Genomic DNA, 24,691 nt, shown 5'->3' with positions numbered 1-24,691 from the left:
CCGCCGGGCCTACGCGACTCGCGAACCCGTCGGCAGCTTTCCGTACGGAACCGACAGTCGACGCACGCCCAGCGCGACGCCGCCGATGGCAAGCAGTGCCTGTGCTGCGAGTCCCCACGGCCATACAGGGGGCAAGGCGTCGATGCGATCGAGTCGCTCCCGCTCCTCGTACGTGAGTTCGTCGTTGCACGAGTCGGCGCCAAACGTTGGCCCCACACGCGCCTCGCGCACCGCCATCTTGAGGCCGCTCAGGATGCCGATGTCGTCGTAGTAGTAGTCGTCGCCCCGCTCGCGGACCCGAGGGCTCGGGGCTGAGTCGGCCACGATCACGTACGGATTGACGGCGAGCAGCCACCACAGCCGATCGGTGCGCGGCACGTCCTCGGTATAGGTGTAGTCGCGACACACGAAGTAGTCTCCCGTCGCGTCCTGCTGAGCGCCTTCAGGGAGCTCGCCAGGTGATGGCTCCTCGAGGTAGGAACCGTCGTAGTAGATGTACTCCCTGTTGGAGTACGTCACCTCCACCTCTTCTGTGAACGTGACGGACAACAGCCCAAACAGGATCGGCAGGACCGCAACGAGCACAGCGACCGTCGTATAGGTAAGCACGGCCGACGCTGGGGTGCGGGCCGTGAGCGCCGACCATCCCAGCCCGATCGCGCAGACCACGAGCAACTCGAGAGCGAGCACCAGCATGACCGTGAGCATCGCGAGCGCAGGCATGCGGCCGTCGAAGTACGCGATCGCGATGAAGGGCAGCGCCACCACCAAGAAGGCGAGCGATGCCGCCCAGGAGGCCAAGAGCTTGCCCAGCACAATGTCCGCAGCAGAGAGCGCGGTCGCCTGAAGCGGCGCCATGGTCCCGTCACGCACATCCCCATTGATGGACGTGGCCGACAGCGTCGGTGAGACCACCAAGCCCAGGAAGAGCACGAAGAAGACGACGAGGCCAAAGACGAGGTCGCCAGGGCCTCCGTAGCTGTCCGTCCCAAAGGCGTGGGTCGCGCCCCACACCAAGAACGTCACGCCGCCGATGAGCACGGCGACGGAGGCGAGCGCCCACTTCCACTTGGTGGAGCGCACGCGCTGGCGCAGTTCGAGTTCTGCGATCAAGCGGATGCCCGACAGGGATAGGCGCCACGGCTCACGGCGGGCGGACGACGCCGTCTGCGGCGCCACTGGAGGCTGTGAGGTGGTGGTCATCGCCGCTCCGTCTCCATCGTGAGGTATGCCTGTTCAAGCGCGGAACCGACCGGCGCGATGCGCGCCACCTTGATCCCGTCGGTCACGAGGGCGGCAACGAGTGCCGCCGCATCGGCGTCATCGGCGACGCTCACCACCGCAGCCGCGCCCGCGGGCACCTCCTCGACAGTGAAGTCGCGGGAGGCCCTCGCCAGGGAGGCCGCAAGGTCACCGTCAACCGACACCACTCGCCACCGAGTCTTTGCCCGCGCCACCTCGGCGTCGGCCGCCGCTCCAAGAGTCACACCCTTGGACATGAAGACGGCGTCGTCAACCATCTCATCGAGCTCTGCGAGCACGTGGGAGGAGACAAGGACCGCCTTGCCCTCGGCGCCCAGTTGCCGCACCAGGTCGCGCAACTCGACGCGGGAGCGGGGATCGAGGCCAGAGGCAGGCTCGTCGAGGATGAGGACGGGAGGGTCGTTGACGAGAGCCCGCGCGAGCGAGAGCCGCTGCTTCTGGCCACGGCTCAGCACCCGTGCAGGCTGTGAGGCAAGGTCCGCAAGATGGACCCTCTCGAGGAGCGCGAAGGCCCTGGCATCGGCGTCGGCCGGGGTGAGGCCGTACGCCCGCGCGAACGTGACGAGCGTTTCCTTGCACGTGAGCGACTCCCAGGTGCCCAACACATCCGGCATCCACCCGACCGCGGTGCGCGCCGCCTTGGGGCTGGTCGCTGGGCTCACGCCGCCCACCACGACCTCCCCTCCGTCGGGCTGGAGGAGTCCCGCCAACATGAGCATGAGGGTGGTCTTTCCGCAACCGTTGGGGCCAATCAGCGCCGTCACCGAGCCGGGCTGGACCGTCAGGCTCGCGTTCACGACGGCCTGGACCGATCCGAAAGCCCGCCGTACGCCGTGCGCCTCAAGCGCAGGTGCCGTGGTCGTCATGTCACTCATAACGCTCAAGGTACGCCAAGGGTTGGGCGATGGTTGGAGACGCGCTACCGCGCGGCGTCCCACAGGCGTCGCTCGAGGCGGTAACCAGGCGCGACCGTCCTCGCGCCGTCGTCGCCGTATACGACGGTGGCGTCACCTTCGCTGTGGGGTGGGGCGTCGATGCGGCCATTCGTGACGATGCTCAACCAGTCGCCATGGACGGCGTCGGCGAGCGCCTGCGGGGCCCTACCAGTGAGGTGGTCGACCCCTGCCGCACCGAGGATGTCGAAACCGAAGGGCACGTCAACGCAGTGCGCCGCGCCGTCGATGGATGGCGAGCGCGACTCCCAACGGAAGTCGTAGACCCAGGTGGGCGCCGGCGCGCTCGCGCGCGCTCCTGCCACTCCCGCCACCGGAGCCCTGAAGAGGGCATCCGAGATGGCCATGCCGAGCACCCACGCCGCGCCTCTTCCGCCCTCCCGAGCCACAAGGTCGGCCGCGAGCGCCGGCGGCAGACCATTGCGTTCCAGGAGGCCTTTCGCTGGCCCGTCGCCGACGGCGGGCCTGATCTGGTCGGCGAGGTAGCGAAACTCGTGGGCTGTCGCACCCAGGAACACGGGCTTGTCCTCGCCGACGCCGGTGGCCAGGGCCTCGGCGGCCGTTTGAGGGATCAGTTCGCCGTCGATCACCGGCGCGAGCATGAGAGCTCCCCCTGTCAGCATGGAGTCTGGCGACTCTGGGTCCACGGTGGCCGCGCCCCTCGCGTCCCACAGTGAGTCGTGGTCTACTGCCGCGAACGATTGCTCTGATGTGTCAGGCGCCCCGACCGCCCGCGCCACCTTGGCGCTCGCCTCGCGAGCCTGCTCGACGGTGACGGAAGCGTCTGGAGGCGACACCGCGATGACCCCGGCGAAGAAGGGCTGCGCGGCGGGCATCGTGAGCAGACGTAGTACAGCCGCTCCGCCAGCACTCTGGCCCGCGATCGTCACCTTGGCGGGGTCGCCACCGAAGGCCGCGATGTTGCGCTGCACCCACTCGAGTCCCGCCAGCCAGTCGCGCACCGCCCTGTTATTGACGCCGCCATCGATCCAGCCGAAGCCCTCGAAAGCGAGCCGATAGGCGAGCGTCACCACCACCACGCCGTCGCGAGCGAAGGCCCCGCCCTCGTACCAGGGGCTCGCTGGCGAACCCGCCTCAAACCCACCACCGTGGATCCAGACAAGCACCGGCAGTCCAGCGGACGCTGATGGGTCTGGCGTCGTGACATTCACGGTGAGGATGTCGTCGCCAGGGATCGACGGCTCGGGGATGCGAGGGAACGCGTAAGGAGTCATTCGCTGGGCGGTCGGGCCATAAGCGACCGCCTCCCTCGTGCCCTCCCACGCCGACGGTGGCACGGGCGCCGCAAAGCGCAAAGGCCCAACGGGTGCAGCGGCAAAGGGAATGCCCCTGAACACCGCGTGCCTGCTGACCGTTGCGTCGGCGCTGACGTGGTGGCGCCACGCGCCCCGCACCCTGCCAGACGTGGTGACGGCCTCTGGCTCTGCCCATTCCTGCTGTGTCATGCCCACCGGGTGAACGTATCCGGCTTCCGCGCCCTCCCGCCACCCGCGCGTCGGCCGTTGGCGCTCCCACTACACTGGTCGCGCGCCTGTGCGGGCGCACGCCAATCGAAAAACCGGGGTAGTGCAATGTCTCTCGTGGTGCAGAAGTACGGAGGATCCTCCGTCGCGGATGCCGATGCCATCAAGCGCGTCGCCCGTCGCATCGTCGAGACGAAGCGCGCGGGGCACGACGTCGTGGTCACCGTCTCTGCCATGGGCGACACCACGGACGAGCTGATTGACCTGGCGAACGCCGTGTCGAGCACCGAGCACCCGCGCGAAATGGACATCCTGCTCACCGCTGGCGAGCGCATCTCGATGTCACTGCTCGCGATGGCTGTGCGCGATCTAGGGCAACCTGCACAGTCATTCACAGGGCCGCAAGCTGGCGTGATCACCGCAGGTGCCTACGGTCGCGCGAAGATCATCGAAGTGAGCCCCGGCCGCCTCAGGGACGCGCTCGACGCTGGCGATGTCACGATCGTGGCTGGCTTCCAGGGCTACAACCAAGAGAGCCAAGACATTCAGACTCTCGGTCGCGGCGGCTCAGACACCACCGCTGTGGCGCTCGCCGCGGCGCTCGACGCGGACGTTTGCGAGATCTACACCGACGTCGACGGAGTGTTCTCCGCCGACCCTCGCGTCGTGCCAACCGCACGCAAGCTTGACCGCATCACTTTTGAAGAGATGCTCGACATGGCGGCCTCTGGGGCGAAGGTATTGATGCCCCGCTGTGTCGAATACGCGCGTCGCTTCAACGTGCCCATTCACGTCCGCTCGTCCTTCTCCGGCCTTGAAGGCACGTGGGTTGTGGGCGAGACTGAAGGAGACACCATGGAAAATGCCATCATCGCCGGCGTCGCGCACGATCGCTCCGAGGCCAAGATCACGGTCATCGGAGTTCCTGACGTGCCCGGATCGGCCGCTCGCCTGTTCGAGGCTGTCGCCCGTGCCGACGTCAACATCGACATGATCGTCCAGAATGTCTCCGCCGTCGTGACCGGCGTGACCGACATCTCGTTCACGTTGCCGATGGACTCCCTCGCCGACGCCACGGCGGCCATCGAGGCGGACAAGGACACCATTGGCTACGCAGACCTGGTGACGGACGACGCCATTGGCAAGGTCTCGCTCATCGGCGCAGGCATGCGGTCAAACTCGGGAGTATCCGCGCGCTTCTTTGCGGCGCTTCGCGATGCTGGAGTCAACATCGAGATGATTTCCACGTCCGACATTCGCATCTCTGTGGTCACGCGCGCCGAGATGCTCGACACCGCCGTGCGCGCCGTGCACAGCGCATTCGGCCTCGACTCGTCCCAGGGCGAAGCCGTCATTTACGGAGGCACCGGCCGATGACCGTTTCACCTGCAGACCTCACCATCGCCGTCGTCGGCGCCACCGGTCAGGTGGGAACCGTCATGCGCCAACTGGTCGGCGAGCGCTTTCCCGACGCCACGGTGCGGTTCTTCGCGTCCTCCCGTTCCGCTGGCACCACGCTGCCTCACCTCGGTCGCGACGTGGTGGTCGAGGACATCGCGAGCGGTGACTACTCCGGCATCCACATCGCGCTGTTCTCTGCGGGAGGGGGGCCGTCGACCGAGTACGCGCCCTTGTTTGCGAAGGCCGGCGCCATCGTCGTCGACAATTCCTCCGCCTGGCGGATGGATCCCGACGTGCCGCTCGTGGTGAGTGAGGTCAATCCTGAAGACCTCGACTCGATCCCCAAGGGCATCGTCGCAAACCCGAACTGCACCACCATGGCGGCCATGCCTGTGCTCAAGGTGCTGCATGAGTACGCAGGCCTGAACCGGCTCATCGTGTCGAGCTACCAGGCGGTTTCGGGCTCCGGCGTGGCAGGAGTGCGCGAACTCGACGGCCAGATCAAGGGTGCCGTTGGTGAGGCGACTGCTTTGGTCCACGACGGCGCTGCGGTGGCGATCCCCGAGCCAGCGGTCTATACCGAGCCAATCGCCTACAACGTGGTGCCGATGGCAGGCACCGTCATCGATGACGGGTCGAACGAGACGGGTGAAGAGCGCAAGTTGCGCGATGAGTCCCGCAAGATCCTCGGTCTACCCGGCCTGCTCGTCTCTGGCACCTGCGTGCGGGTGCCCGTCTTCACCGGCCACTCGCTGTCGATCAACGCGGAGTTCGACGCGCCGCTCACTCCGGCACGCGCGTACACGCTGCTGGACGGAGCGCCAGGGGTAAGGGTGGAAGAGGTGCCCACGCCTTTGAAGGCCGCAGGCGGCAACGTGAGCCTTGTGGGCCGCATTCGGCAGGACGCCGGTGTCCCTGGGGATCGCGGGCTCGCCTTGTTTGTGAGCGGCGACAACCTGCGCAAGGGCGCCGCTCTCAACGCGGTGCAGCTCGCGGAACTGATCGCCGCGCGCCTGTAAGGCGCCCCGTACCGTCAGTCTCAGGGCAGTGCCGTGACGACTGCCTGAAGGGATCCCCACTCGAACAGCGGGGTGTTGACCGGGTCGGCGAGCAGCGGAGCGAATGCGAGTTGCGCAGCGCCGATCGGCACCATGCGCTCGCGCAACACGTTGCGCACCAGCGACACTTGCTCGGCCACGGGGGCGAGCGCCTCGGCGGCCACCCTGGCGTGAACGCGCTCACTCCTCGCTTCGAAGAGCGCGCCAACGTGCCCGCCAAGGATGACCCTGGCTGGCGCGAAGATGTTGACCAGTGAGGCAATGCCGGCCGCGAGGGCGTCCGCTTGGCGATCGAGTTCCGCCTCGAGGGCCGCGGACGCGCGCAGCGAGTAGAGGTGATCGAGATCATCGATCGCCACCTGCCCCTCACCTGCAACCTCCCAGATCCTCTGAATGTTGACCTCGGTCTCGAGGCAACCCACTCGCCGGCACGCGCACACGGTGCCCTGGGGGTTAACGAGGATGTGGCCGAGCTCGGCGCCGAACCCACGGACCCCCTTGACGAGGTGACCCCCGGTGACGACTCCCCCGCCAATACCTGACACGGAGCCGTTGAGGTAGACAACGTCGTCAAAGCCAGCGCCTGCGCCGAACATCGACTCTGCCATCACCCCAAGCGTGGCGTCGTTCGCCATCCGCACGGGCAGGGTCAGTTCCTCTTCAATGACGGAGACCAGTGGGACGTCGAACCACTTGAGGTGTGGGGCTTCCCTCACGGTGTGGTGATGCTCATCGACGATCCCTGGAATGGCAATACCGACGCCAGCCACTCTCGTGGTCGAAGGAAAGTCGCTCGCGACCTTGTCCAGGAAGTCCTTGGTGAGGAGTGCCGCATCCTCCGCAGTCAGTCGTTGCGGCGTGAGGAAGGTCTCGCGAAGACGCACCTGGCCACCGAGCCCTACAACGGCGCAGACCACCCCCGCAACGTCAGGGTTGACGGTGATGGCAACGACGTCGGGGCTGGGGCGCACCACGGGGCTGGGGCGTCCAGCCTGGTGAGTGGCGCGCGGTTCCGCCTCGACCACCAGCCCGGCGTTCACGAGGTCTCCCACCAGCGCTCCGACCGTCGAACGATTGAGCCCTGAGAGCCTGGTGAGATCCGATCGAGTGAGTTCCGCGGCGGAGTGGACCGCGCTCAGTACGAGCGAGAGATTGCGCTGACGCGTCTCTTCATTGCGGCTACCACGGACCGTGCGGTCCGACGCTTCGTCACCCATTCGAGTCCCGTCTTCGGGTTTGTTGTGGGATTCAGCATACCCACGCGCGCTGTGGTGACAACCGGGACCTCGACCTTGGGGGACGTCTCGGGTGTCACCGGCATCGTCGGGGTGTTCCCCGCGGGAGGGCGTCTGCGCCGTCACCGGCGTTGTCGGGGTGTTCTCTGCGGGAGGGCGTCTACGCCGTCACCGGCGTCGTCGGGGTGTTCCCTCCGGGAGGGCGTCTACGCCGTCACCGGCGTCGTCGGGGTGTTCCCTCCGCGCCTGCGGCGCTCCGGTCAACCCCTCCCGCGTTCGCTCGCAACACAAAAGGGCCGACGCCATGCGTCGACCCTTTTGTGTTGCTCACTCTCTTGGTCGGGGTGACAGGATTTGAACCTGCGACCTCGTCGTCCCGAACGACGCGCGCTACCAAACTGCGCCACACCCCGTGAAAAGCCTGCCTAGGATATCCGACCGGACACCTCGCCGCGAAATCGCCCCCTCGCCGCTACTCCCTCGCCGTCAAAGTGAGCACGGTGGCCTCAGGGCGGCACGCAAAGCGCACGGGGGCGAAAGGAGACGTACCAGCCCCAGCACTCACGTGCAGCCACGTGTCATCGGGAGCTGAACCGTCGCCTGGCCACGTGGACAGGCCCTTCGCGCGACGCCGATCAAGGTCGCAATTGGTCACCAACGCTCCGTAGCCGGGAACACACACCTGGCCTCCGTGCGTGTGGCCCCCAAGGATGAGGTCGGATCCGTCACCCGCGAGGGCCTGCAAGGCCCTGCGGTACGGAGCGTGCACGACGCCGAGACGTAGGTCGGCCGGCGCCGCCGAATCCCGAGCAGGCATGACGTCGCGATGAATATGGGGATCGTCCATGCCGACGGCAGAGACGGCCAGACCAGCCACCCCAAAGTGTGCCCTCGCATTGTTCAGATCGTGCCAACCGCCATCGAGAAAGACGCGCCGCAGCTGCTCGGTGGGCAAGTGGACCGCCTCGTGACGAGCCCGCGACGGCCCAGCGAAGTAACCCAAGGGGTTCTTCATGTGCGGCGCAAAGTAGTCGTTCGAGCCAAACACGAAGACGCCAGGGACTTCGAACAACCCCGCGAGCGCCTCTGCCACCGCCGGAACGGCGTCGACGTGCGCCAGATTGTCACCCGTCACGACCACCAGATCGGGGCGCTCCTGTGCAAGCGAGGCTGCCCAGGCGATCTTGTCGCGCTGGCGCGGCGTCAGGTGCAGGTCCGACAGGTGAAGCACCTTGACAGGCGTCGAATCACGGGGCAGCACCGGAACTGCGACGCGGCGCACCGTGAAGGCGTGCGCCTCCGCCAGTCCCCACGCCACTCCTGCCACCCCTACGGCGCCCACGCCGAGCGCCGACGCGACGAACGGGTTCACTTGAGCCCGTCGGGCGCCGGCGCGCCGCGATCAATCATCGGGGTTGGGCGGTTCTGGCGTCGGGTTTGGCGGCGGCTTTGGCGTGGGGTCCCAACCCTGCGACGGATTGTTCTTCGTCCAGTCGGGAGGCGGCCATGCTCCACCCCACCAATCCGCGGGAGCGACGAGCGGGTCCCATCCTGCCGGCCAGTTGTACCACCAACCGGGCAGTTGATCGGTCGACATGTAGTAGGTCACCGTGCCGCCGGCACGCATCGTGGCGTCGGCCTCAGGCTGCTGTTGGACGATCTGCCCTGCAGGCACGCCAGGTTGATAGACAAACTCCGTCGACTTGTTGTATTGGAAGCCTGCGTCGTTGATGGCCCACTGAGCCTCCTTCTCGGGGAGGCCAACCACCATAGGAACCCGCAACTGGGCACCGTTGACGATGACGTCAGATGCAGTTGGTAGGCCTACAACGGGGTACGGCTCAAGCGCGGTCGCCATGAAGTCTTGCCAAATGGGCCCGGAGACATCGCCTCCGTACCAGGCTGCACGTACCCGGCTGCCATTGATGGAGATGCCCTGCAACGGGATGTCACCGTCGGCGTTGCCTGTCCACACTGCCGAGACGAGTTGCGGGGTGTAGCCCACGAACCACAAGTGAGTGTTGTTCTGTGCGGTTCCGGTCTTACCCGCGGTGGGCCGGCCAATACCGAGTTCTCTACCTGTTCCAGACTCCATGACGGTGGTGAGCGCGTGAGTCACCCCGTCGGCAACTTCGGCCCTAATGACCTGCGAGCACGAGACCGCTGGAGGCTCAATGACTGTGCCGTCTTCAAGAGTGACTGGCTCGCCGTCAAGCGTGGTCATCTTGAGGATCGAGCGCGGCTCGCAGTGGATGCCCCTGTTCGCGAACGTCTGGTAGACCGACGCCATGGTGAGTGGCGACGCGTTCTGAGAACCGAGCGTCACCGAGGGAATCACCTCGAAGTTGGCGCCATCTGCCCGGTGGAAGCCCAAGTTGAGAGCCATGTCCCTGACCTCGCACAGGTCCAACTGGTTTGTCATTGCAACAAAGGCGGTGTTTACGGAGAGCCGCGTCGCCGTAAGCACGGACATTTGCACGTTCTCAGACGCGTAGACGTTGCCGACCTTGTAAGGGCTCGCGTAGTTCTCGCCTTCGGGGCACGCAGCGCGCCACGAGTCCGCCTCCCACGTGCGGGGAACACCGGAAATCGTCTGGCTCAGAGAGTGCCCAGTGTCGAGCCATTGCGCGAGCACGAGCGGCTTGAAGGAGGAGCCTGGCGAGAATCCGCGGGAACCACCGAACTCGCGATCCACCGCATAGTTGATGGCCGTGGAGCCAGGTTCCTTGCTCGTGGGATCAAAGGGTCTGTTCTGCGCCATCGCCAAAATGTTGCCCGTGGGCACGTCGAGCGCGACGAGCGCATTCTCCAGCCCCGACGCGTCGTTGTAGGGCACGCCGCGGCGCAACGAATCCGTCGCCTCAACCTGCATGCGCGGGTCGAGCGTGGTCACGATCTTGAGTCCGCCCTTGTACAGCAGTTGGGTGCCCTCGTCTTGGAAGGCCGGGTCCTTGTCGATCACCTTGGTGACGTAGTCGCAGAAGAAGGGCGCGATCTCTGAGGCCGCGCAAGAGAACTTCGGATACGTGACGTTGAGCGTCGACTCAACCGTCGTGTTGCTGTAGGTCACGTACTCGGCCAGCGTGAGGAGCCCCTGATCGTGCATCGCCTGCAACACCAGATTGCGGCGGAAGGTCGTGTCCTCGAAATCGCCATCGTCGAGACCCTTGAGTGGATCCCACTTGGTGGGGTTTTGGGTAATTCCGGCAATGGTGGCCGCCTGAATCGCGGTGAGGTCCTTGGCGGAGACGCCAAAGTAGAGCCGCGCGGCGGCTTCAACGCCATAAAGGCTGGGCCCGTACTGGGCGATGTTGAGGTACTGCTGCAGCACCTGCTCCTTACCGCAGTCCACGGCAGGGTCTTCCGAGCACGTGGTGCCGTAGAGGTCGTTCAGACGCTCTTCGTACGCGAGCGCGAGCCGCCACTCCTTGATCTTGCGGGCGAGCGAGACTTCCGTCGCAGCCTCAACTCGTTCGCGGCTCTCCGCCTCATCCCTGATCGCCTCTGCAGCCTGGAGCAAGGTGTTCTTGACCAACTGCTGGGTAATGGTCGAGGCGCCGCGGGTGTCGTCCGAACGGAGGTTGTCGTAGGCAGCGCTCAAGAGGCCTTCGCCGTCAACGCCGTTGTGCAACCAGAACCGCTTATCCTCGATCGCGACCTGCGCCTTTTGCATCCACGGCGAGATTTCTTCCAACGTCACCACGGTGCGGTTCTGCGTGTAGAACGTGGCCAGCTGCGTCGTGCCGTCGTTCGCATAGATCGACGAGGCCTGGGGAAGGTCGGTCTGATCGAACTCCTCTGGCAACGACTCGAAGAGCGTCGCGGTGCCGTTGACCGCCTGGCCGCCGACTGTCACCGCTGGCAGAGCAAGTCCCGCCACGAGCACGCCGCCCATGATGGAGAACAGCAGGAAGCCTGCAAGAGAGGTGACGAATTGGACGATCGTGACGCGTCCGTCGCGGCGCGCGCGATCGGCAGTAAACAGTCCCATAGGAGAACCTTACGTCGTGAGGCGGACGGACTGGAGAGCAAACGTGCGGCGGCCCCTTGTGGTTCCGTGCCTCGGGATAGGCTCATCGCATGACCACATGGGAGTATGCCACCGTTCCACTCATCGAACACGCGACCAAACAGATCCTGGATCAATGGGGTTCTGACGGCTGGGAGCTCGTCACGATTGTCACCGGGCCGACCGGGGGCATCGTCGCGTACCTGAAGAGGCCTAAGGCGTGACCCACTCGGCTCGCCTTGCCGCTGCGGGACTCACGCTTCCCTCTGTCGCGGCTCCCGTTGGCTCCTACATTCCCGCGATCCGCCACGGCGTTCTGGTCTTCACGTCAGGCCAGGTGCCGTTCGTTGACGGGGCGCTGCAGGCGACGGGCATCGTCGGCGACACGGTCAGCGCAGACGTCGCGGCCGATTGTGCGCGCACGGCCGCCCTCAACGCCGTCGCGGCAGCGGCCGACGCTGCGGGAGGAATCGACAGGATCGCTTCGGTGGTGCGCGTGGTGGGCTATGTCGCGAGCGCTCCCGAGTTCGGCGGGCAGCCCGCAGTCATGAACGCCGCCTCCGACCTCATGATCGAGATCTTTGGTGAAGCGGGCAGGCATGTGCGCTCTGCCGTGGGGGTTGCCGCCCTGCCGATGGGCGCGCCTGTCGAGGTCGAACTCACGGTGTCGCTCAGCAACTAGCCCGTGCGTCGGGCACGATCCGGCAGGTCTTAGCGTGAACGGGCGCGCAAGCGCTCCGGCTCGTATACCTCGACGGCACCGATGTGGACGTCGATCCAGCCCCTTGAGGCGAAGTCAGCGAGCGCCTTGTTGACCGTTTCGCGCGAGGCGCCCACCAACTGCGCAAGTTCCTCCTGCGTCAGCCCGTGGCGCACGGTGACGTGCCCGCGTTCCATCCGTCCGAATCGGTGCCCAAGGTCAAGGATCGCCTTGGCCACGCGGCCTGGGACGTCGGAGAAGATCAGGTCGGCCATCGTGTTTGACGTGCGCCGGATGCGTTGCGCCAAGGCGCGGAGCATGTGGCGACTCATGTCCAGGTGATCGTCCAGCCACACGTCGAGAGTGTCCTTGGGGAGTTCGTACACCACTGAGTCCTCGACTGCGTGCGCTCGCGACATGCGTGGCCCAGGGTCGAAGACCGTGAGCTCGCCGAACATGTCGCCAACACCCAGCAGCGCCAGCAGGTTCTCACGGCCGTCACGGGCCGTGCGCGCCAACTTGACCTTGCCGCGCACCAAGACGTACATCGCATGGCCGTCATCGCCCTCGCGGAAGATGGTCTCGCCTCGCGCCACCTCGCGACGCACCATCATGGCGATCAGCGAGCGAGCGTTCTCGGCATCCATGCCGCCAAAGAGCGGCGCGGATCGCAGGAGCTGTTCTTCCCGGGGATTTTCAGGCATGGCTCAACCTCGGTGCCACGGACGCCCGATGCGCCTCACCCAATGCTTTCACCATGTCGCCCGTCACAGTCTCAAGGTTCTCACTGACTCGCGCCTCATACGACTCAAGACGCGCGGTCAGAGCGTCGATGCGCTCGATGCTACCCGGTATCCGGTGTGGGGCTTCCGTCCAGATTGCGGCGGCGAGCTCAGTAGACGTCGGCGCGTCGGCCGCGAGGGCCTCCCAAGCGGAGTCAAGATCGACCGCTCCCGTCTCCCCAGGAGGCGCGACTTGAGCCACCAGGAGGTCCCTACGCGCCTGCAAGAGGCGAAGCCACCAACGGATGCGTGACAACTCTCGGCGCATTTCCCGGCGCTGATGGCGCAATTGGGCGAGCGCAGCCTGGCTACTGAGTGCCACAGACACCGCCCTTCGCGCCACGCGCCGGCGGAATGCCGGTCGTGAACTGTATCGGCGTGCATCAAGGGGGCCTTGAGTCCCGCTTACAGTGAGTCCATGGCATCACGTGACGCGCTTCCCGTGGCTGTCGAAGGCGAGGCTCCTTCTGTCGCCCTCGTGCGCCGTGCACGGCGCGTCAACAGGACGCTCGCGGAGGTCTATCCCGATGCGCACTGCGAGCTGGACTACACCAGCCCGTTTCAGTTGCTCGTGGCGACCGTCCTGTCCGCCCAGTGCACGGATGTGCGCGTCAACCAGGTCACCCCCACCCTTTTTGCCCGCTTCCCCGATGCCCCCACCATGGCGTCGGCGCCGCGGGAGGAACTTGAAGAACTCATCCGTTCCACGGGCTTCTTCCGCGCCAAAGCGTCGTCGCTCTTGGAGCTTTCTGCGGACCTCGTGCGCCTCCACGACGGCGACGTTCCTGGCAGACTGCGCGACCTCGTCGAGCTGCGGGGCGTAGGACGCAAGACCGCAAACGTGGTGCTCGGCAACGCGTTCGACGTGCCTGGCATCACCGTCGACACCCACATGGGCAGGCTCTCCAGGCGCCTCGGGCTCACCGTCAACGACGACCCCGTGGCCGTCGAGCGCGACCTGATGGCGCTCATCGAAAGGCCGCAGTGGACCCTCTGGTCGCACCGCATCATCTTCCATGGGCGCCGCAGGTGCACGGCCCGCAAGCCCGACTGCGGCGGCTGCGAGATCGCCAGGTGGTGCCCCTCGGCGGGACGCGTCGGCTAATGCGCCTCGGCTGCCCGGTCTTCTTCGACCCGGCGCTTGTGGGCCTCCTCCTTGGCGTGCGGCGAGTCGGGCACAGGGGTCGAGCGGCGCTCAAAGATGGCGCGGTAGTGCCTGTCGCGCCACAGCAGGATCGCGGAACCAAGCAGGGCTGAGAGGAGGGAAGCTGCGAGCACCGACATCTTCACCTCGGACACGCGCTCCCCTGCGAAAGCGAGGTCTCCGATCAAGAGGGAGACGGTGAAGCCGATTCCTGCGAGTGAGGACATGCCGAGCACGTCCCACCAACTGAGACCCCTATCGAGGGACGCGCGCGTGAACGTCGCCACGATGAACGTGAACAGCAAGATCCCTAGAGGCTTGCCCAAGACAAGCCCGGCGACGACGCCTTGGGCCACGGGGTCGGACGCGGCGACAGAGATCGCCTCACTATCGATGACGACGCCGGCGGCGAAGAGCGCGAAGACGGGCACCGCCACACCAGCCGAAATGGGCCGCCACCAGTGCTCCCAGTGCTCCGCGAGGCTGTCGTCCTTGCCCTTGCGTGCGATCGCGGGAACGGCCAGGCCCAGCGCGACCCCGGCGATCGTGGCGTGGACGCCGGAGGCATGCATGGTGCCCCAGGCCACCAGCGCGAGCGGCACCAAGATCCACGCACTAGTAATGCCCCTGCGGATCAGGTACCAGAACAGCACGATGCACAGCGCCGAAGCGCCGAGCCACGCGAAGGCAAGGCTGTCGCTGAAGAACACGGCGATGATGATGATCGCCAAGAGGTCATCGACGACGGCAAGCGTCAGCAGAAAGGCGCGCAAGGCGTTGGGGAGCCAGCGGCCAACGATGCTCAGCACGGCGACCGCGAAGGCAATGTCCGTTGCGACGGGCACGGCCCATCCGGACAGCGAACCGCCATCGCCGAAGGCGTTGATGAGCACATAGAGGCCGGCAGGCACGAGCATGCCGCCTACAGCGGCGATGATGGGCACGATCGCAGTGGAGGGCTTGCGCAGTTCGCCAGCCACAATTTCTCGCTTGAGTTCCAGCCCGATCACAAAGAAGAAGATGGCGAGCAAGCCGTCCTTCGCCCACGTCTCCAGGGCGAGGTCGAGGTACAGCGCGTGCGGGCCGATGACGGTGCCCTTGACGGTCTCATAGGCGCCCGCCCAAGCCGAGTTCGCCCAGACCAGCGCGACGACGGTGCCGACGAGCAGGAGCACGCCGCCAGCGCGCTCGGTCCGCAGTACGTCGGCGAGGGTCTCCTCTGTCGACGGCGTCAGGCGGCTGAAAAGCCTTCCGGCGCGTGTGCGGGCCATCGGAACCTACTTTCTTTGACGGACTCAGCCCCGAGGGGCGTGTCCTAGCCTACCGAGCACCGTGGGCCCAGTTACTGCCCTCAACGCCCCGGGCACCCCTGGTGCTTCCCGAGGTTGTCAGGCATTCGCCGCGCGCGCGGCGGGGTCAGCAGTGTGCTTGATGGGAATCGGGTCGAATCGGTAGCCGACGTTGCGGACAGTGCCAATGAGTTGTTCGTGTTCCGCACCAAGTTTGGCGCGCAGGCGCCTCACGTGGACGTCGACCGTGCGCGTTCCACCGTAGTAGTCGAAGCCCCACACCTCTTGAAGCAGCTGGTCGCGGGTGTACACGCGGCCAGGGTGCTGCATCAAATACTTCAGGAGTTCAAACTCCTTGTAGGTGAGGTCGAGCGGCCTGCCCTTGAGCCGTGCCGTGTAGCCGCCCACGTCGACCGTCAAGTCGCCGGATTGATACTCCGCGGCCTTCTCAAGAGGATCGACGCTCGAGGCGCGTCCCAGCAACAGACGCACTCGCGCCTCGACCTCGGCAGGCGCGGCGTCGGTCAGCACCACATCGTCCGCACCCCATTCGGCGGTGACGATCGACATCCCACCCTCACGCAGCACCAGCAGCAGCGGGACCTTCACGCCGGTGACCTGCACGAGTCGACAGTTGTTGCGCGCCTCGGCTAGATCGTTGCGGGCGTCGATCACCAGGACGTCGGCATCGAGCGCGTCCAACATGGCCGACGGCTCTGGCGCGACCACGCGGGTTCTGTGACTCAAGAGGGCCAACGCAGGCAGTACCCCGGCGGCGCCGTCAGCAGACGGCGTCAGCACAAGCAGGTCGGCCATGGCTACCTCCGGGTTGGAATTACCTTACCGTCAGCACTCATGCGAGACTTACGCGCGTGAATCCCTCGACGCGCGCCACGGCGACGTTCGCCGCAGCCACCGTCGTCGCACTGACGGGCCTGTTGGGCACGCGGTACCTGGCCCTCGGGGTGAGCGCACTGATCGCAGTCGCCGCCTTCGGGTGGCCTCGCTTGCTACGCGTGTACCGCCGCAGGGTCGGCTCGGCCATCATCGCCGTGTCGGGAGCGATCTCGGTGATCGCTGTCGGCGTGGGCCGCGGCGAGCCCTATTTGCGCTACGCCGTCGCCGCTGCAGGCGCGGCCGTGCTGCTCTCCCTCGCGGCAGAAGTCTTCTTCCCCTCCCCTCCTGGCCGAGCCGTCTCGTCGGCAACCGGCATGATGGCCGGCGCGCTCGTCGCGGTATCAGCGGGCGCGTGGGTGGCAGCGAACCGCACGCCAGGTGCAACAGACCTCGTGGTCGCAGGGGCGGCCGCGATCGCGGTCTCAGGGATTGCTGCGGTGTTGACAAAGAAGCCCACCATCAACGCCATCATCTCCCTTGTGCTCGGCACCCTCACCGGCGCGGGCCTCGGACAGCTCTTTGACTCGATCAGTTGGGCGGGCGGCTCCCTGGTCGGCGTCGTCGGCGCGGCCTCGGTAGTGGTGGTGACAGAACTGACCCACAGGGAACCAGCGCCGCGTCACATGCTTGCCGCGATCGCTTCTGGCATCACCCCGGTCCTTTCTGCGGGTGTGCTGGTGTACCTGAGCGGCCGACTGCTGGTGGGCTGACGTGGACGTCATCGTCCGGCTCGCTGCGGTCTTGGTCGTCTTGGCCGCGAGCGCCGTTGCGTACGTCTGGTGGTCGCGCCGCCAGGGCAGGGTCCAGCACGTGACGGTTCCAGGGGCGCTCACTCCGGAGGACTTGGGTGCGCCGCGCGGCCTCCGCGCGACCTTCGTACAGTTCTCCACGCCGATTTGCGCCAAGTGCCCTCCCACCCGCGCGCTGCTATTGCGCGTCGCGGCGGAACAACCGCACGTGGTCCATATCGAGATCGATGCCTCGGAGCGACTTGATCTCGCCCGCAGGCTCGACATCATGCGTACTCCCACCACCTTGGTCTTGGACGCCGACGGCGTGGTGGTCTCTCGCATGAACGGGGCCCCTACCGAAGCGCAGGCACGCGCGGCGCTGGCCGAACTGCCGCCCCCGGGCGAGTACTCCATCTAGGTGCGCTCCACCGTCCGGGACTAGGATGGCGAGCCTATTGAGGAGGTCTCGTGTCCCCCACATCTGACGTTCAGATCGACCCGCGCGGATACCGCTTTGGGGCCTTGGTGACGTTCGCCGTGGTGCTTGCCGCGCTGCTCGTCGGAGCGAATACCGCTGGCATCATCCTCATGGCCGTGCTGACCGCCATGTTCCTGCCCGGCGCGACCGTCGGGCCCCAGATGACCGTTCAGTCCTGGCTCTTTCGCACCTTCGTGCGACCTCGCATCGGCCCTCCGGCCGCAACAGAAAGTTTCCGCCCTCCACGCTTCGCTCAGCAAATGGGCCTGGCAATGGCGGCGGCTGGACTCATCCTGGGACTCGTCGGTGCGGACGCAGGCTTCTACGTGTTCGCCGCACTGGTGGCCATCGCATCGTTCCTCAACGGGGTGTTCGGATTCTGCGCGGGCTGTGAGATCTACTTGCTGATGAAGCGCGCCACGAGCAAGGCGGTGTGACGTGCCGCGCTTGGTGGTGAAGTGCACGTGGGGTGCCGAGCGGCCAGAGACCTTGTTGCAGGCCTTCACCGTTGCGGCCACTGCTGCCGCCTCTGGTGTCGAGGTGAGTCTGTGGCTCACGGGCGATGCGGTGTTCCAAGTGGTGCCGGGAGTGGTCGACGTTGAACTGCCGCACAGCCCCCCGCTGTCGCAACTGCGCGACGCGGTGCTCGCGGCGGGAACCATCACGGCGTGCACTCAGTGCATCCAGCGCAGGGACCTCGGTGCCCACGATCTGATGGATGGTGTGCGCATCGCCGGCTCGGCCGCGTTCGTGGCCGAAAGCATGGACCCCGATTCCACGCCACTCGTGTATTGACGCACCGGTGAACTGCGCAGCCCTGCCTAGACTGGAGAGACCATGACTGCACTCGAAGCCACCTTCGTCGGCCTGGCCATCGCGGCCTTCGGCGCGACTGCCTGGATCGTCGGTATCGTGCTGTGGCGCGTCTTGAAGGCGCCCAAGCGGTGACGTTCACGCTGCCTGACGATCTCGCACCAGAGGTCTATCCACTTGCCTGGCTGGTCGGCTCGTGGTCGGGCCATGGGGTGATCGAGTACCCGGGGATTCCTCGCACCGATTTCCGCTCAGAGGTGACCCTCGATCACGACGGCGGGCCCTACCTCATTTACCGCTCCACGTGGACGGTGCTGGGCGCCGATGGTGAGGACGGTCCCGTGTGGTCGAGCGAGCAGGGGTACTGGCGCGTGCCGCCCACGCCGCCGGAGGGACTCGAGCTCAGCGAGAACCTTCACCCGGTGGAGTTGATGCTCGCTGATGCCTCCGGCTCGATTGCGCTGCTGATTGGGGCCGTTGGCAACGGCAAGATCGAACTCGCATCTGACCTGATGGCGCGTTCGGCATCGGCCCCCGACGTCGGCGGGGCGTCGCGACTCTACGGACACGTGGGAGGGGAACTCATGTTCGCCTTCGATATCGCCGCCTTCGGAAACGAACTGAGCAACTACGCATCTGGCCGCATGTCGCGCGTGGCGGAATCGTAAGCGGCCGCTCGGTCGTTCACTCGTCATGACTTCCGCACTCGTCGCTTCCTCTCCGCTGCTCTCTCGCCAGGGCGCGGTCGCTGCCACCGGCCCAGACGCCGGCGTGGCGTGGCACTACGGGGACCCGACGGCGGAGCAACGGTCGCTCGAGGCTGGCGCTGGTGTGGTGGACCAGTCGCACCTTGGAGTGGTGACGGTCACCGGTCCCGATCGATTGACGTGGCTCAACTCGCTCACCACTCAAGAGGTCGCGAGCCTGGCACCCGAGGCTTCCACAGAACTGATGATCCTGAACCCGCAGGGTCGGATCGAGCACGTCGCGGCGGTCGTCGATGATGGCGAGACCGCGTGGCTCATCACCGAGACGGCCGAAGGGTTGGCCGCCTTCCTTGACCGGATGCGGTTCATGCTGCGCGTCGAGGTCGCCGATGTCACAGCCCAGTGGGCGGCGATCGGCGAGCCGCGCGGCACGTCCGGCTCAGGTCCCGCCGACGCTGTGACGTGGGTCGACCAGTGGCCCCACGTGGGCCCCGGCGGCACGTCGTACACCGACTCCGCGAGCGCCGAGGCGACTCCACGGCCGTGGCGACTCACGCTCGTGCCGCGTGCCGAGCTCGAGTCGGCTATTGACGCCAGGGTTGCGGCAGGCGCCCGGCTCGCGGGCACGTGGGCCTCGGAGGCGCTCCGGATCGCGGCGCACCGCCCTCGCGCCGCCACAGAGATCGACGAGACCACACTTCCCCACGAACTCGATTGGCTGCGCACCGCCGTGCATCTCCATAAGGGCTGCTACCGCGGGCAGGAGACGGTTGCCAAGGTCCACAACGTGGGACGCCCGCCGCGCAGGCTGACCATGCTGCACCTAGATGGTTCCGATGCCGACCTTCCGGCGTTGGGCGCCGCCGTGACGCTCGCGTCCGACGGCAAGCCCGCCGGCCGGGTGACCTCGGTCGCGCGACACCATGAGTTGGGTCCCATCGCGCTGGCCGTGCTCAAGCGGTCGACCGACCCTACGGCCGTCCTTGAGGTGCAGGGCGAAGACGGCCCGATCGCGGCCGCTCAAGAGATCATCGTGAACGCCGAGGGTTTCTCTGCCGATCGACCCCCTAAGCCAGGGCCCACCACCAAGGGGCTGCTGATGGGCAAGGGCTGCGCGGCCGACGGCGGGGATCTGTAGTTCGCACAGCGTGCACTCGCTCCGCTTCTGCTTGCAGGTGCGCCCGCGTCGGGCTTTCGGGCTTCCACTAGCCATGAGATAGCGTGACCCGCGGAGGTAAGCGATGTTTCAGTTCTTGCAGTTCTTGGTGCTTGCGGCGATCTCGTATGCGGCCTTTGGCGCAGGCATTTGGGCCCTCGTGGATGCGGCACGGCGTTCCAACGCGGCGTTCGTGAACGCCGGTAAGCAGACCAAGACGCTGTGGGTGGTGATCCTGTCGGTTGCTACCGCGCTGCTGTTCATCTCGCTGCCGTTCCCCTTCGGCGGCGGCTCTGGTCCGCTCAACTTCATCGGCCTCGCTGCCGCTGTCGCCGTGATCGTGTATCACGTGGGTGTGAAGCCGGCGCTGGGGCCGCACCGCAGCGGACCATCGGGCGGGGGACGCGCCCCGCGGAACACCGGCGGCTGGTAGTCCCCGATGCGCGCGGTGTTGCAGCGCGCCTCACGCGCAGCAGTAGTGGTCGACGGCCGAGAGGTCGCGTCCTTTGACCGCCAGGGCATCGTCGCCCTCGTGGGCGTCACCCACGACGACGGCCCCGAGCAAGCAGAGACCATCGCCAGGAAGATCGCCGACCTTCGCCTGCTCGACGGCGAACGCTCCGTCGCCGACGAGGACGCGCCCGTCATCGTCGTCAGCCAGTTCACCCTGTATGCGGACACGCGCAAGGGCCGCCGTCCCACCTGGAATCAGGCGGCTCCAGGCCCCGTCGCTGAGCCGCTCGTCGCAGCCGTGGTGACGGCGCTGCGCGAGCGGGGGCTGACGGTCGGTACGGGCGTCTTCGGCGCCCACATGGACGTGACGCTCACCAACGACGGCCCCATCACCATCCTGCTAGAGACCTGAGCCCGCTACGCCGGTTGGCGGACCAACAGGTCGCCGACCTCGCAGTCAAGGGCCTCGCAAATGGCCACAAGAGTCGAGAAGCGGATGGCGCGCGCGCGATCGTTCTTGAGCACGGACAGGTTCACCAAGGAGACGCCGACGATCTCGCTGAGCCGCGTGAGAGTCAGATCCCGCTGCTCGAGAAGTTCGTCGAGGCGGCAGTGAATCCCGTTGTGCTCCGGTTCCGCGGGGCTCATACGAGCCCCTCCGTCTCGCTCTGAAGCCGCTCGCCGATCTGCAGGGCGACACCGACGGCAGCGATGACCAACACAGCGATCATGGGGCCGAGCGTGACTTCGAAGAGGGCTGCCTCGTAGGTGTAGTTGCTGATGGCTGAGAGCGCGCCGTTCGTTGTCATGTTGGTCAGGATGGTCTCCACGAGCCATCCACCAGTGATCACACCGGCACCCGCATATGCGAGGCGAGCCGTGCCGCGTTCGAAGGCCCGCCCCCTTGCGAGACGCACCATGAAGGCCGCGGCGATGACCATCGCGGCCGCGATGACGAGTAGCTGCACGATGGGTTGCGCCCAGAGCGCAAAGAGCGTCGCCGGTGCCGGCTCAGGCACGATGACGGTCGCTGTTTCGACATCGACGGTCACGGCTGCGCCGTCGGGACCGAGCGGTAGTTCAGCCTGCTCGTCGGCCAGCGGGACAACCACCGGGATGTCGTGGCCGGGAGCGACTTCAGAGATCCTGACCACGGTGGCGGCCGCACCAGCGGCGATGGCCGCTATTGCAATCGCTGCGGAGATGTAGAGGCTGACGCGGTCGCTCCGCTTCAGGGGGGCCGACATGTTGTTCACGACTCACTCCTTATCGTTTTTCGTTGTTATTGATAAACGATACGTCCTGTGAACGCGGCCGTCAACCAGCGTCGGCCGCTGATTTCGCTGCGGTAACAACTCTCACGCCCACCGCGAACATGGGTATCGGCCCCTAGGCGACGTGGTTAGCCTGATGACACGCCCCGAGGACCATTCCCTCGTGGCCGAGGAGGTAGACGATGTTCGAACGGTTCACTGACAGGGCCCGTCGCGTGGTGGTGCTCGCCCAAGAAGAGGCGCGCATGCTCAACCACAACTACATCGGGACCGAGCACATCCTGCTTGGCCTGGTGCGCGAGGGCGAAGGCGTTGCCGCCAAAGCACTCGAGGCCATGGACATCTCCCTCAACGGCGTGCGCGAGCAGGTCCAGGAAATCATCGGCGAGGGCTCACACGCCCCCTCCGGCCACATCCCCTTCACCCCTCGCGCCAAGAAGGTCCTCGAACTGTCTCTCCGCGAGGCACTGCAACTCGGCCACAACTACATCGGCACCGAGCACATCCTGCTCGGCCTCATTCGCGAAGGCGAAGGCGTAGCCGCTCAGGTGCTCGGCAAGCTCGGGGCGGAACTGAGTTCTGTGCGCCAGCAGGTCATCCAGCTGTTGTCGGGCTACGAGGGCAAGGAGACCGCCGGAGTCGGCGCCTCCGCGGGAGGACCTCAAGAGGGCACCCCCGCAGGTTCCACCGTGCTCGACCAGTTCGGCCGCAACTACACGCAAGCCGCGCGCGAGGGAAAGCTCGACCCCGTCATCGGCCGCGAGCTCATCATGGAGCGGGTGATGCAGGTCCTGTCTCGCCGCACCAAGAACAACCCGGTCCTCATCGGCGAGCCAGGCGTCGGCAAGACCGCAGTGGTCGAGGGACTCGCCCAGGCGATCGTGCGCGGCGACGTGCCCGAGACGCTCAAGGACAAGCACCTCTACACGCTTGACCTCGGCTCGCTCGTGGCAGGCTCCCGCTACCGCGGTGACTTCGAGGAGCGCCTCAAGAAGGTGCTCAAAGAGATCCGCACGCGCGGCGACATCATCCTGTTCATCGACGAGATCCACACCCTGGTGGGTGCTGGTGCAGCCGAGGGCGCGATCGACGCCGCGTCGATCCTGAAGCCCATGCTCGCCCGCGGGGAACTGCAGACCATCGGTGCCACCACGCTCGACGAGTACCGCAAGCACATCGAGAAGGACGCCGCGCTCGAGCGTCGGTTCCAACCCATCCAGGTGCCGGAGCCGGAACTCAGCCACGCGATCGAGATCCTCAAGGGTCTGCGCGACCGCTACGAGGCTTTCCACCGCGTCACCATCACGGACGACGCCATCGTGGCGGCGGCGCAAATGGCCGACCGCTACATCTCCGACCGGTTCTTGCCAGACAAGGCGATCGACCTGATCGATGAGGCGGGAGCGCGTCTGCGCATCCGTCGCATGACCAGCCCGCCTGAGCTTCGTGACCTCGACGACAAGATCGCGAACGTGCGTCGCGACAAGGAGTCGGCAATCGACGAGCAGGACTTCGAGAAGGCCGCGTCGCTGCGTGACGTGGAGCGCAAGCTCACCGAGCAGCGCTCCGAGAAGGAGCAGGCCTGGAAGTCGGGCGACCTCGACATCGCTGCGGTGGTGGACGAGGACCTGATCGCCGAGGTGCTCGCGATGTCCACCGGCGTGCCCGTGGCTCGCGTCAGCTCCGACGAGTCCTCTCGACTGCTCGCGATGGAAGGCGAACTGCACAAGCGGATCGTCGGCCAAGAGGCGGCCATCAAGGTGCTGTCGCAGGCGATTCGTCGCACGCGTGCTGGCCTGAAGGACCCCAAGCGCCCAGGTGGTTCGTTCATCTTCGCCGGGCCCACCGGCGTTGGAAAGACCGAGCTCGCCAAGGCGCTCGCCGAGTTCCTCTTCGGTGACGAGGATGCCCTCATCTCGCTCGACATGTCCGAGTACGGCGAGAAGCACACGGTGGCGCGACTGTTCGGTGCGCCTCCCGGCTACGTCGGCTTCGAAGAGGGCGGCCAGCTCACCGAGAAGGTGCGCCGCAAGCCGTTCTCCGTGGTCCTGTTCGACGAGGTCGAGAAGGCCCACCCCGACATCTTCAACTCGCTGCTCCAGATCCTGGAAGACGGCAAGCTGACGGATGCTCAGGGCCGAGAGGTGAACTTCAAGAACACCATCATCATCATGACCACCAATCTGGGTGCCGACGCGATTTCCAAGCGCCAGGCCACCGGCTTTGCGGTGGCGCAGGAGGGTGGCCAGACGTACGACGAGATGGTCAAGCTGGTGAACTCCAAGCTCAAGGAGCACTTCAAGCCTGAGTTCCTCAACCGCGTCGACAACGTCGTGGTCTTCCCGCAGCTCACGCAGGACGAGATCATCCAGATCGTCGACCTGATGGTGGCTCGCCTCGACGAGCGCATGAAGGACAAGGACATGGGCATCGAGCTGACCGATGCGGCCAAGCGGTTGCTTGCCGAACGCGGTTACGACCCAGTCCTGGGTGCAAGGCCGCTACGTCGAGCCCTGCAGCGCGAGATCGAGGACCCGTTGTCAGAGAAGATCCTGTTCGGCGAGATCACGTCGGGCCAGATCATCCGCGTCGATGCGCAAGGCGACGGAATCCTCGGCGAGTTCACGTTCGAGGGCATCGACAGGGACAGCGTGGTGGGCGAGCCCATCACGACTGACCCGGTGCCCGCCTCTGTCGAGAAGTCGGGCGGCTCATCGCAGAACGACGAGGGCGACTCCAAGGAGTCCTAACCCTCCATCACGCTCAGAAGGCCCCGGTCTCCCGCAAGGGAGCCGGGGTCTTCGTGATTCTCACCCCGAAGCGGGCGTCCCGGGACTTCGTGGAGACGAGCGGGGACAACGCGC

Annotated in this window: 26 protein-coding genes and 1 tRNA gene; 14 read left to right on the top strand and 13 right to left on the bottom strand. The window is 66.2% G+C overall.

Going from position 1 to position 24,691, the window contains the following annotated elements; translation table 11 throughout:
- Positions 1-9 precede the first annotated feature (9 nt).
- The 3 genes from LGT36_RS13390 to LGT36_RS13380 are packed head-to-tail and all read right to left on the bottom strand — an operon-like array spanning position 10 to position 3,682.
- Positions 10-1,203 (bottom strand): ABC transporter permease, encoded by a 1,194-nt coding sequence (locus LGT36_RS13390; protein WP_226097154.1) that lies wholly within the window; start codon positions 1,201-1,203, stop codon positions 10-12.
- Positions 1,200-2,138, bottom strand: a complete 939-nt coding sequence (locus LGT36_RS13385) for an ABC transporter ATP-binding protein (RefSeq protein ID WP_226264567.1) — start codon at positions 2,136-2,138, stop codon at positions 1,200-1,202. Before LGT36_RS13385 ends, LGT36_RS13390 begins: the two co-directional genes overlap by 4 nt.
- A 44-nt stretch (positions 2,139-2,182) precedes the next feature.
- The gene (locus tag LGT36_RS13380) at positions 2,183-3,682 is read right to left on the bottom strand and encodes a carboxylesterase/lipase family protein (protein ID WP_226097156.1); all 1,500 of its coding nucleotides are present in this window, start codon (positions 3,680-3,682) and stop codon (positions 2,183-2,185) included.
- A gap of 126 nt (positions 3,683-3,808) precedes the next feature.
- Between LGT36_RS13380 and LGT36_RS13375 the strand changes: the two genes are divergently transcribed.
- Positions 3,809-5,077, top strand: coding sequence for an aspartate kinase (locus LGT36_RS13375; protein WP_226097157.1), 1,269 nt, complete (start codon positions 3,809-3,811; stop codon positions 5,075-5,077).
- Positions 5,074-6,120 (top strand): aspartate-semialdehyde dehydrogenase, encoded by a 1,047-nt coding sequence (locus LGT36_RS13370; protein WP_226097158.1) that lies wholly within the window; start codon positions 5,074-5,076, stop codon positions 6,118-6,120. Before LGT36_RS13375 ends, LGT36_RS13370 begins: the two co-directional genes overlap by 4 nt.
- Before the next feature lie 20 nt (positions 6,121-6,140).
- Here LGT36_RS13370 and LGT36_RS13365 read toward each other — a convergent pair whose 3' ends face one another.
- The 4 genes from LGT36_RS13365 to LGT36_RS13350 form a co-directional block, all read right to left on the bottom strand.
- Positions 6,141-7,376, bottom strand: coding sequence for an ROK family transcriptional regulator (locus LGT36_RS13365; protein ID WP_226097159.1), 1,236 nt, complete (start codon positions 7,374-7,376; stop codon positions 6,141-6,143).
- Between the two features lie 354 nt (positions 7,377-7,730).
- Positions 7,731-7,807 (bottom strand) — tRNA-Pro (locus tag LGT36_RS13360).
- Positions 7,808-7,866: 59 nt separating this feature from the next.
- The gene (locus tag LGT36_RS13355) at positions 7,867-8,766 is read right to left on the bottom strand and encodes a metallophosphoesterase (RefSeq protein WP_226097160.1); all 900 of its coding nucleotides are present in this window, start codon (positions 8,764-8,766) and stop codon (positions 7,867-7,869) included.
- A gap of 30 nt (positions 8,767-8,796) precedes the next feature.
- Positions 8,797-11,385, bottom strand: a complete 2,589-nt coding sequence (locus LGT36_RS13350; RefSeq protein ID WP_226097161.1) for a transglycosylase domain-containing protein — start codon at positions 11,383-11,385, stop codon at positions 8,797-8,799.
- A gap of 89 nt (positions 11,386-11,474) precedes the next feature.
- Between LGT36_RS13350 and LGT36_RS13345 the strand changes: the two genes are divergently transcribed.
- Positions 11,475-11,627 (top strand): DUF4177 domain-containing protein, encoded by a 153-nt coding sequence (locus tag LGT36_RS13345; RefSeq protein ID WP_226097162.1) that lies wholly within the window; start codon positions 11,475-11,477, stop codon positions 11,625-11,627.
- Positions 11,624-12,085, top strand: a complete 462-nt coding sequence (locus LGT36_RS13340; RefSeq protein ID WP_226097163.1) for a RidA family protein — start codon at positions 11,624-11,626, stop codon at positions 12,083-12,085. Before LGT36_RS13345 ends, LGT36_RS13340 begins: the two co-directional genes overlap by 4 nt.
- A gap of 29 nt (positions 12,086-12,114) precedes the next feature.
- On the opposite strand, the gene LGT36_RS13335 is transcribed toward LGT36_RS13340, so the two are convergent.
- Positions 12,115-12,807, bottom strand: a complete 693-nt coding sequence (locus LGT36_RS13335; protein WP_226097164.1) for a Crp/Fnr family transcriptional regulator — start codon at positions 12,805-12,807, stop codon at positions 12,115-12,117.
- Positions 12,800-13,207 carry a hypothetical protein gene (locus tag LGT36_RS13330; protein WP_226097165.1) on the bottom strand — a complete coding sequence of 136 codons (408 nt, stop codon included), beginning with the start codon at positions 13,205-13,207 and terminating at the stop codon, positions 12,800-12,802. The genes LGT36_RS13335 and LGT36_RS13330 overlap by 8 nt, the downstream gene beginning before the upstream one ends.
- A 96-nt stretch (positions 13,208-13,303) precedes the next feature.
- On the opposite strand from LGT36_RS13330, the gene nth reads away from it, so the two are divergent.
- The gene (gene nth, locus LGT36_RS13325; protein WP_226097166.1) at positions 13,304-13,990 is read left to right on the top strand and encodes an endonuclease III; all 687 of its coding nucleotides are present in this window, start codon (positions 13,304-13,306) and stop codon (positions 13,988-13,990) included.
- On the opposite strand, the gene nhaA is transcribed toward nth, so the two are convergent.
- Positions 13,987-15,300 carry a Na+/H+ antiporter NhaA gene (nhaA, locus tag LGT36_RS13320; RefSeq protein ID WP_226097167.1) on the bottom strand — a complete coding sequence of 438 codons (1,314 nt, stop codon included), beginning with the start codon at positions 15,298-15,300 and terminating at the stop codon, positions 13,987-13,989. The two genes, nth and nhaA, sit on opposite strands and share 4 nt — an antisense overlap.
- A 117-nt stretch (positions 15,301-15,417) precedes the next feature.
- Positions 15,418-16,134, bottom strand: coding sequence for a response regulator transcription factor (locus LGT36_RS13315; RefSeq protein WP_226097168.1), 717 nt, complete (start codon positions 16,132-16,134; stop codon positions 15,418-15,420).
- A gap of 56 nt (positions 16,135-16,190) precedes the next feature.
- Between LGT36_RS13315 and LGT36_RS13310 the strand changes: the two genes are divergently transcribed.
- From LGT36_RS13310 to dtd, 8 genes are all read left to right on the top strand, one after another.
- Positions 16,191-16,925, top strand: coding sequence for a hypothetical protein (locus LGT36_RS13310; protein ID WP_226097169.1), 735 nt, complete (start codon positions 16,191-16,193; stop codon positions 16,923-16,925).
- Between the two features lies 1 nt (position 16,926).
- Complete coding sequence (locus LGT36_RS13305) at positions 16,927-17,364, top strand: thioredoxin family protein (RefSeq protein ID WP_226097170.1); 438 nt, start codon at positions 16,927-16,929, stop codon at positions 17,362-17,364.
- Between the two features lie 50 nt (positions 17,365-17,414).
- Positions 17,415-17,861, top strand: a complete 447-nt coding sequence (locus LGT36_RS13300) for a DUF4395 domain-containing protein (protein ID WP_226097171.1) — start codon at positions 17,415-17,417, stop codon at positions 17,859-17,861.
- 1 nt (position 17,862) lies between these two features.
- Complete coding sequence (locus LGT36_RS13295) at positions 17,863-18,219, top strand: DsrE family protein (protein ID WP_226097172.1); 357 nt, start codon at positions 17,863-17,865, stop codon at positions 18,217-18,219.
- Positions 18,220-18,368: 149 nt separating this feature from the next.
- Entirely contained in the window at positions 18,369-18,905 is a 537-nt protein-coding gene (locus LGT36_RS13290) for an FABP family protein (protein ID WP_226097173.1), read from the top strand.
- Between the two features lie 25 nt (positions 18,906-18,930).
- The gene (locus LGT36_RS13285; protein WP_226095219.1) at positions 18,931-20,082 is read left to right on the top strand and encodes a folate-binding protein YgfZ; all 1,152 of its coding nucleotides are present in this window, start codon (positions 18,931-18,933) and stop codon (positions 20,080-20,082) included.
- A 103-nt stretch (positions 20,083-20,185) separates the two neighbouring features.
- Entirely contained in the window at positions 20,186-20,533 is a 348-nt protein-coding gene (locus tag LGT36_RS13280; RefSeq protein ID WP_226095220.1) for a DUF2516 family protein, read from the top strand.
- 6 nt (positions 20,534-20,539) lie between these two features.
- Entirely contained in the window at positions 20,540-20,965 is a 426-nt protein-coding gene (dtd, locus tag LGT36_RS13275) for a D-aminoacyl-tRNA deacylase (RefSeq protein ID WP_226095221.1), read from the top strand.
- Positions 20,966-20,970: 5 nt separating this feature from the next.
- Here dtd and LGT36_RS13270 read toward each other — a convergent pair whose 3' ends face one another.
- The gene (locus tag LGT36_RS13270) at positions 20,971-21,201 is read right to left on the bottom strand and encodes a helix-turn-helix transcriptional regulator (RefSeq protein WP_226095222.1); all 231 of its coding nucleotides are present in this window, start codon (positions 21,199-21,201) and stop codon (positions 20,971-20,973) included.
- Positions 21,198-21,809 (bottom strand): hypothetical protein, encoded by a 612-nt coding sequence (locus LGT36_RS13265; RefSeq protein WP_226095223.1) that lies wholly within the window; start codon positions 21,807-21,809, stop codon positions 21,198-21,200. Before LGT36_RS13265 ends, LGT36_RS13270 begins: the two co-directional genes overlap by 4 nt.
- Positions 21,810-22,009: 200 nt before the next feature.
- Between LGT36_RS13265 and LGT36_RS13260 the strand changes: the two genes are divergently transcribed.
- Positions 22,010-24,577, top strand: a complete 2,568-nt coding sequence (locus LGT36_RS13260; protein WP_226095224.1) for an ATP-dependent Clp protease ATP-binding subunit — start codon at positions 22,010-22,012, stop codon at positions 24,575-24,577.
- Positions 24,578-24,691: the final 114 nt, after the last annotated feature.

The organism is Demequina sp. TMPB413, from assembly GCF_020447105.2.
In the GTDB taxonomy this organism is placed as follows: domain Bacteria; phylum Actinomycetota; class Actinomycetes; order Actinomycetales; family Demequinaceae; genus Demequina.
Note: the sequence above shows the minus strand (reverse complement) of the source record. Positions and strands in the feature narration are given on the sequence as shown.

Coding starts and splice junctions, on each gene's coding strand:
- LGT36_RS13390 (WP_226097154.1), bottom strand. CDS start 1,203: ATGACCACCACCTCACAGCCTCCAGTGGCGCCGCAGACGGCGTCGTCC.
- LGT36_RS13385 (WP_226264567.1), bottom strand. CDS start 2,138: ATGAGTGACATGACGACCACGGCACCTGCGCTTGAGGCGCACGGCGTA.
- LGT36_RS13380 (WP_226097156.1), bottom strand. CDS start 3,682: ATGACACAGCAGGAATGGGCAGAGCCAGAGGCCGTCACCACGTCTGGC.
- LGT36_RS13375 (WP_226097157.1), top strand. CDS start 3,809: ATGTCTCTCGTGGTGCAGAAGTACGGAGGATCCTCCGTCGCGGATGCC.
- LGT36_RS13370 (WP_226097158.1), top strand. CDS start 5,074: ATGACCGTTTCACCTGCAGACCTCACCATCGCCGTCGTCGGCGCCACC.
- LGT36_RS13365 (WP_226097159.1), bottom strand. CDS start 7,376: ATGGGTGACGAAGCGTCGGACCGCACGGTCCGTGGTAGCCGCAATGAA.
- LGT36_RS13350 (WP_226097161.1), bottom strand. CDS start 11,385: ATGGGACTGTTTACTGCCGATCGCGCGCGCCGCGACGGACGCGTCACG.
- LGT36_RS13345 (WP_226097162.1), top strand. CDS start 11,475: ATGACCACATGGGAGTATGCCACCGTTCCACTCATCGAACACGCGACC.
- LGT36_RS13335 (WP_226097164.1), bottom strand. CDS start 12,807: ATGCCTGAAAATCCCCGGGAAGAACAGCTCCTGCGATCCGCGCCGCTC.
- nth (WP_226097166.1), top strand. CDS start 13,304: ATGGCATCACGTGACGCGCTTCCCGTGGCTGTCGAAGGCGAGGCTCCT.
- nhaA (WP_226097167.1), bottom strand. CDS start 15,300: ATGGCCCGCACACGCGCCGGAAGGCTTTTCAGCCGCCTGACGCCGTCG.
- LGT36_RS13315 (WP_226097168.1), bottom strand. CDS start 16,134: ATGGCCGACCTGCTTGTGCTGACGCCGTCTGCTGACGGCGCCGCCGGG.
- LGT36_RS13285 (WP_226095219.1), top strand. CDS start 18,931: ATGACTTCCGCACTCGTCGCTTCCTCTCCGCTGCTCTCTCGCCAGGGC.
- LGT36_RS13280 (WP_226095220.1), top strand. CDS start 20,186: ATGTTTCAGTTCTTGCAGTTCTTGGTGCTTGCGGCGATCTCGTATGCG.
- dtd (WP_226095221.1), top strand. CDS start 20,540: ATGCGCGCGGTGTTGCAGCGCGCCTCACGCGCAGCAGTAGTGGTCGAC.
- LGT36_RS13270 (WP_226095222.1), bottom strand. CDS start 21,201: ATGAGCCCCGCGGAACCGGAGCACAACGGGATTCACTGCCGCCTCGAC.
- LGT36_RS13260 (WP_226095224.1), top strand. CDS start 22,010: ATGTTCGAACGGTTCACTGACAGGGCCCGTCGCGTGGTGGTGCTCGCC.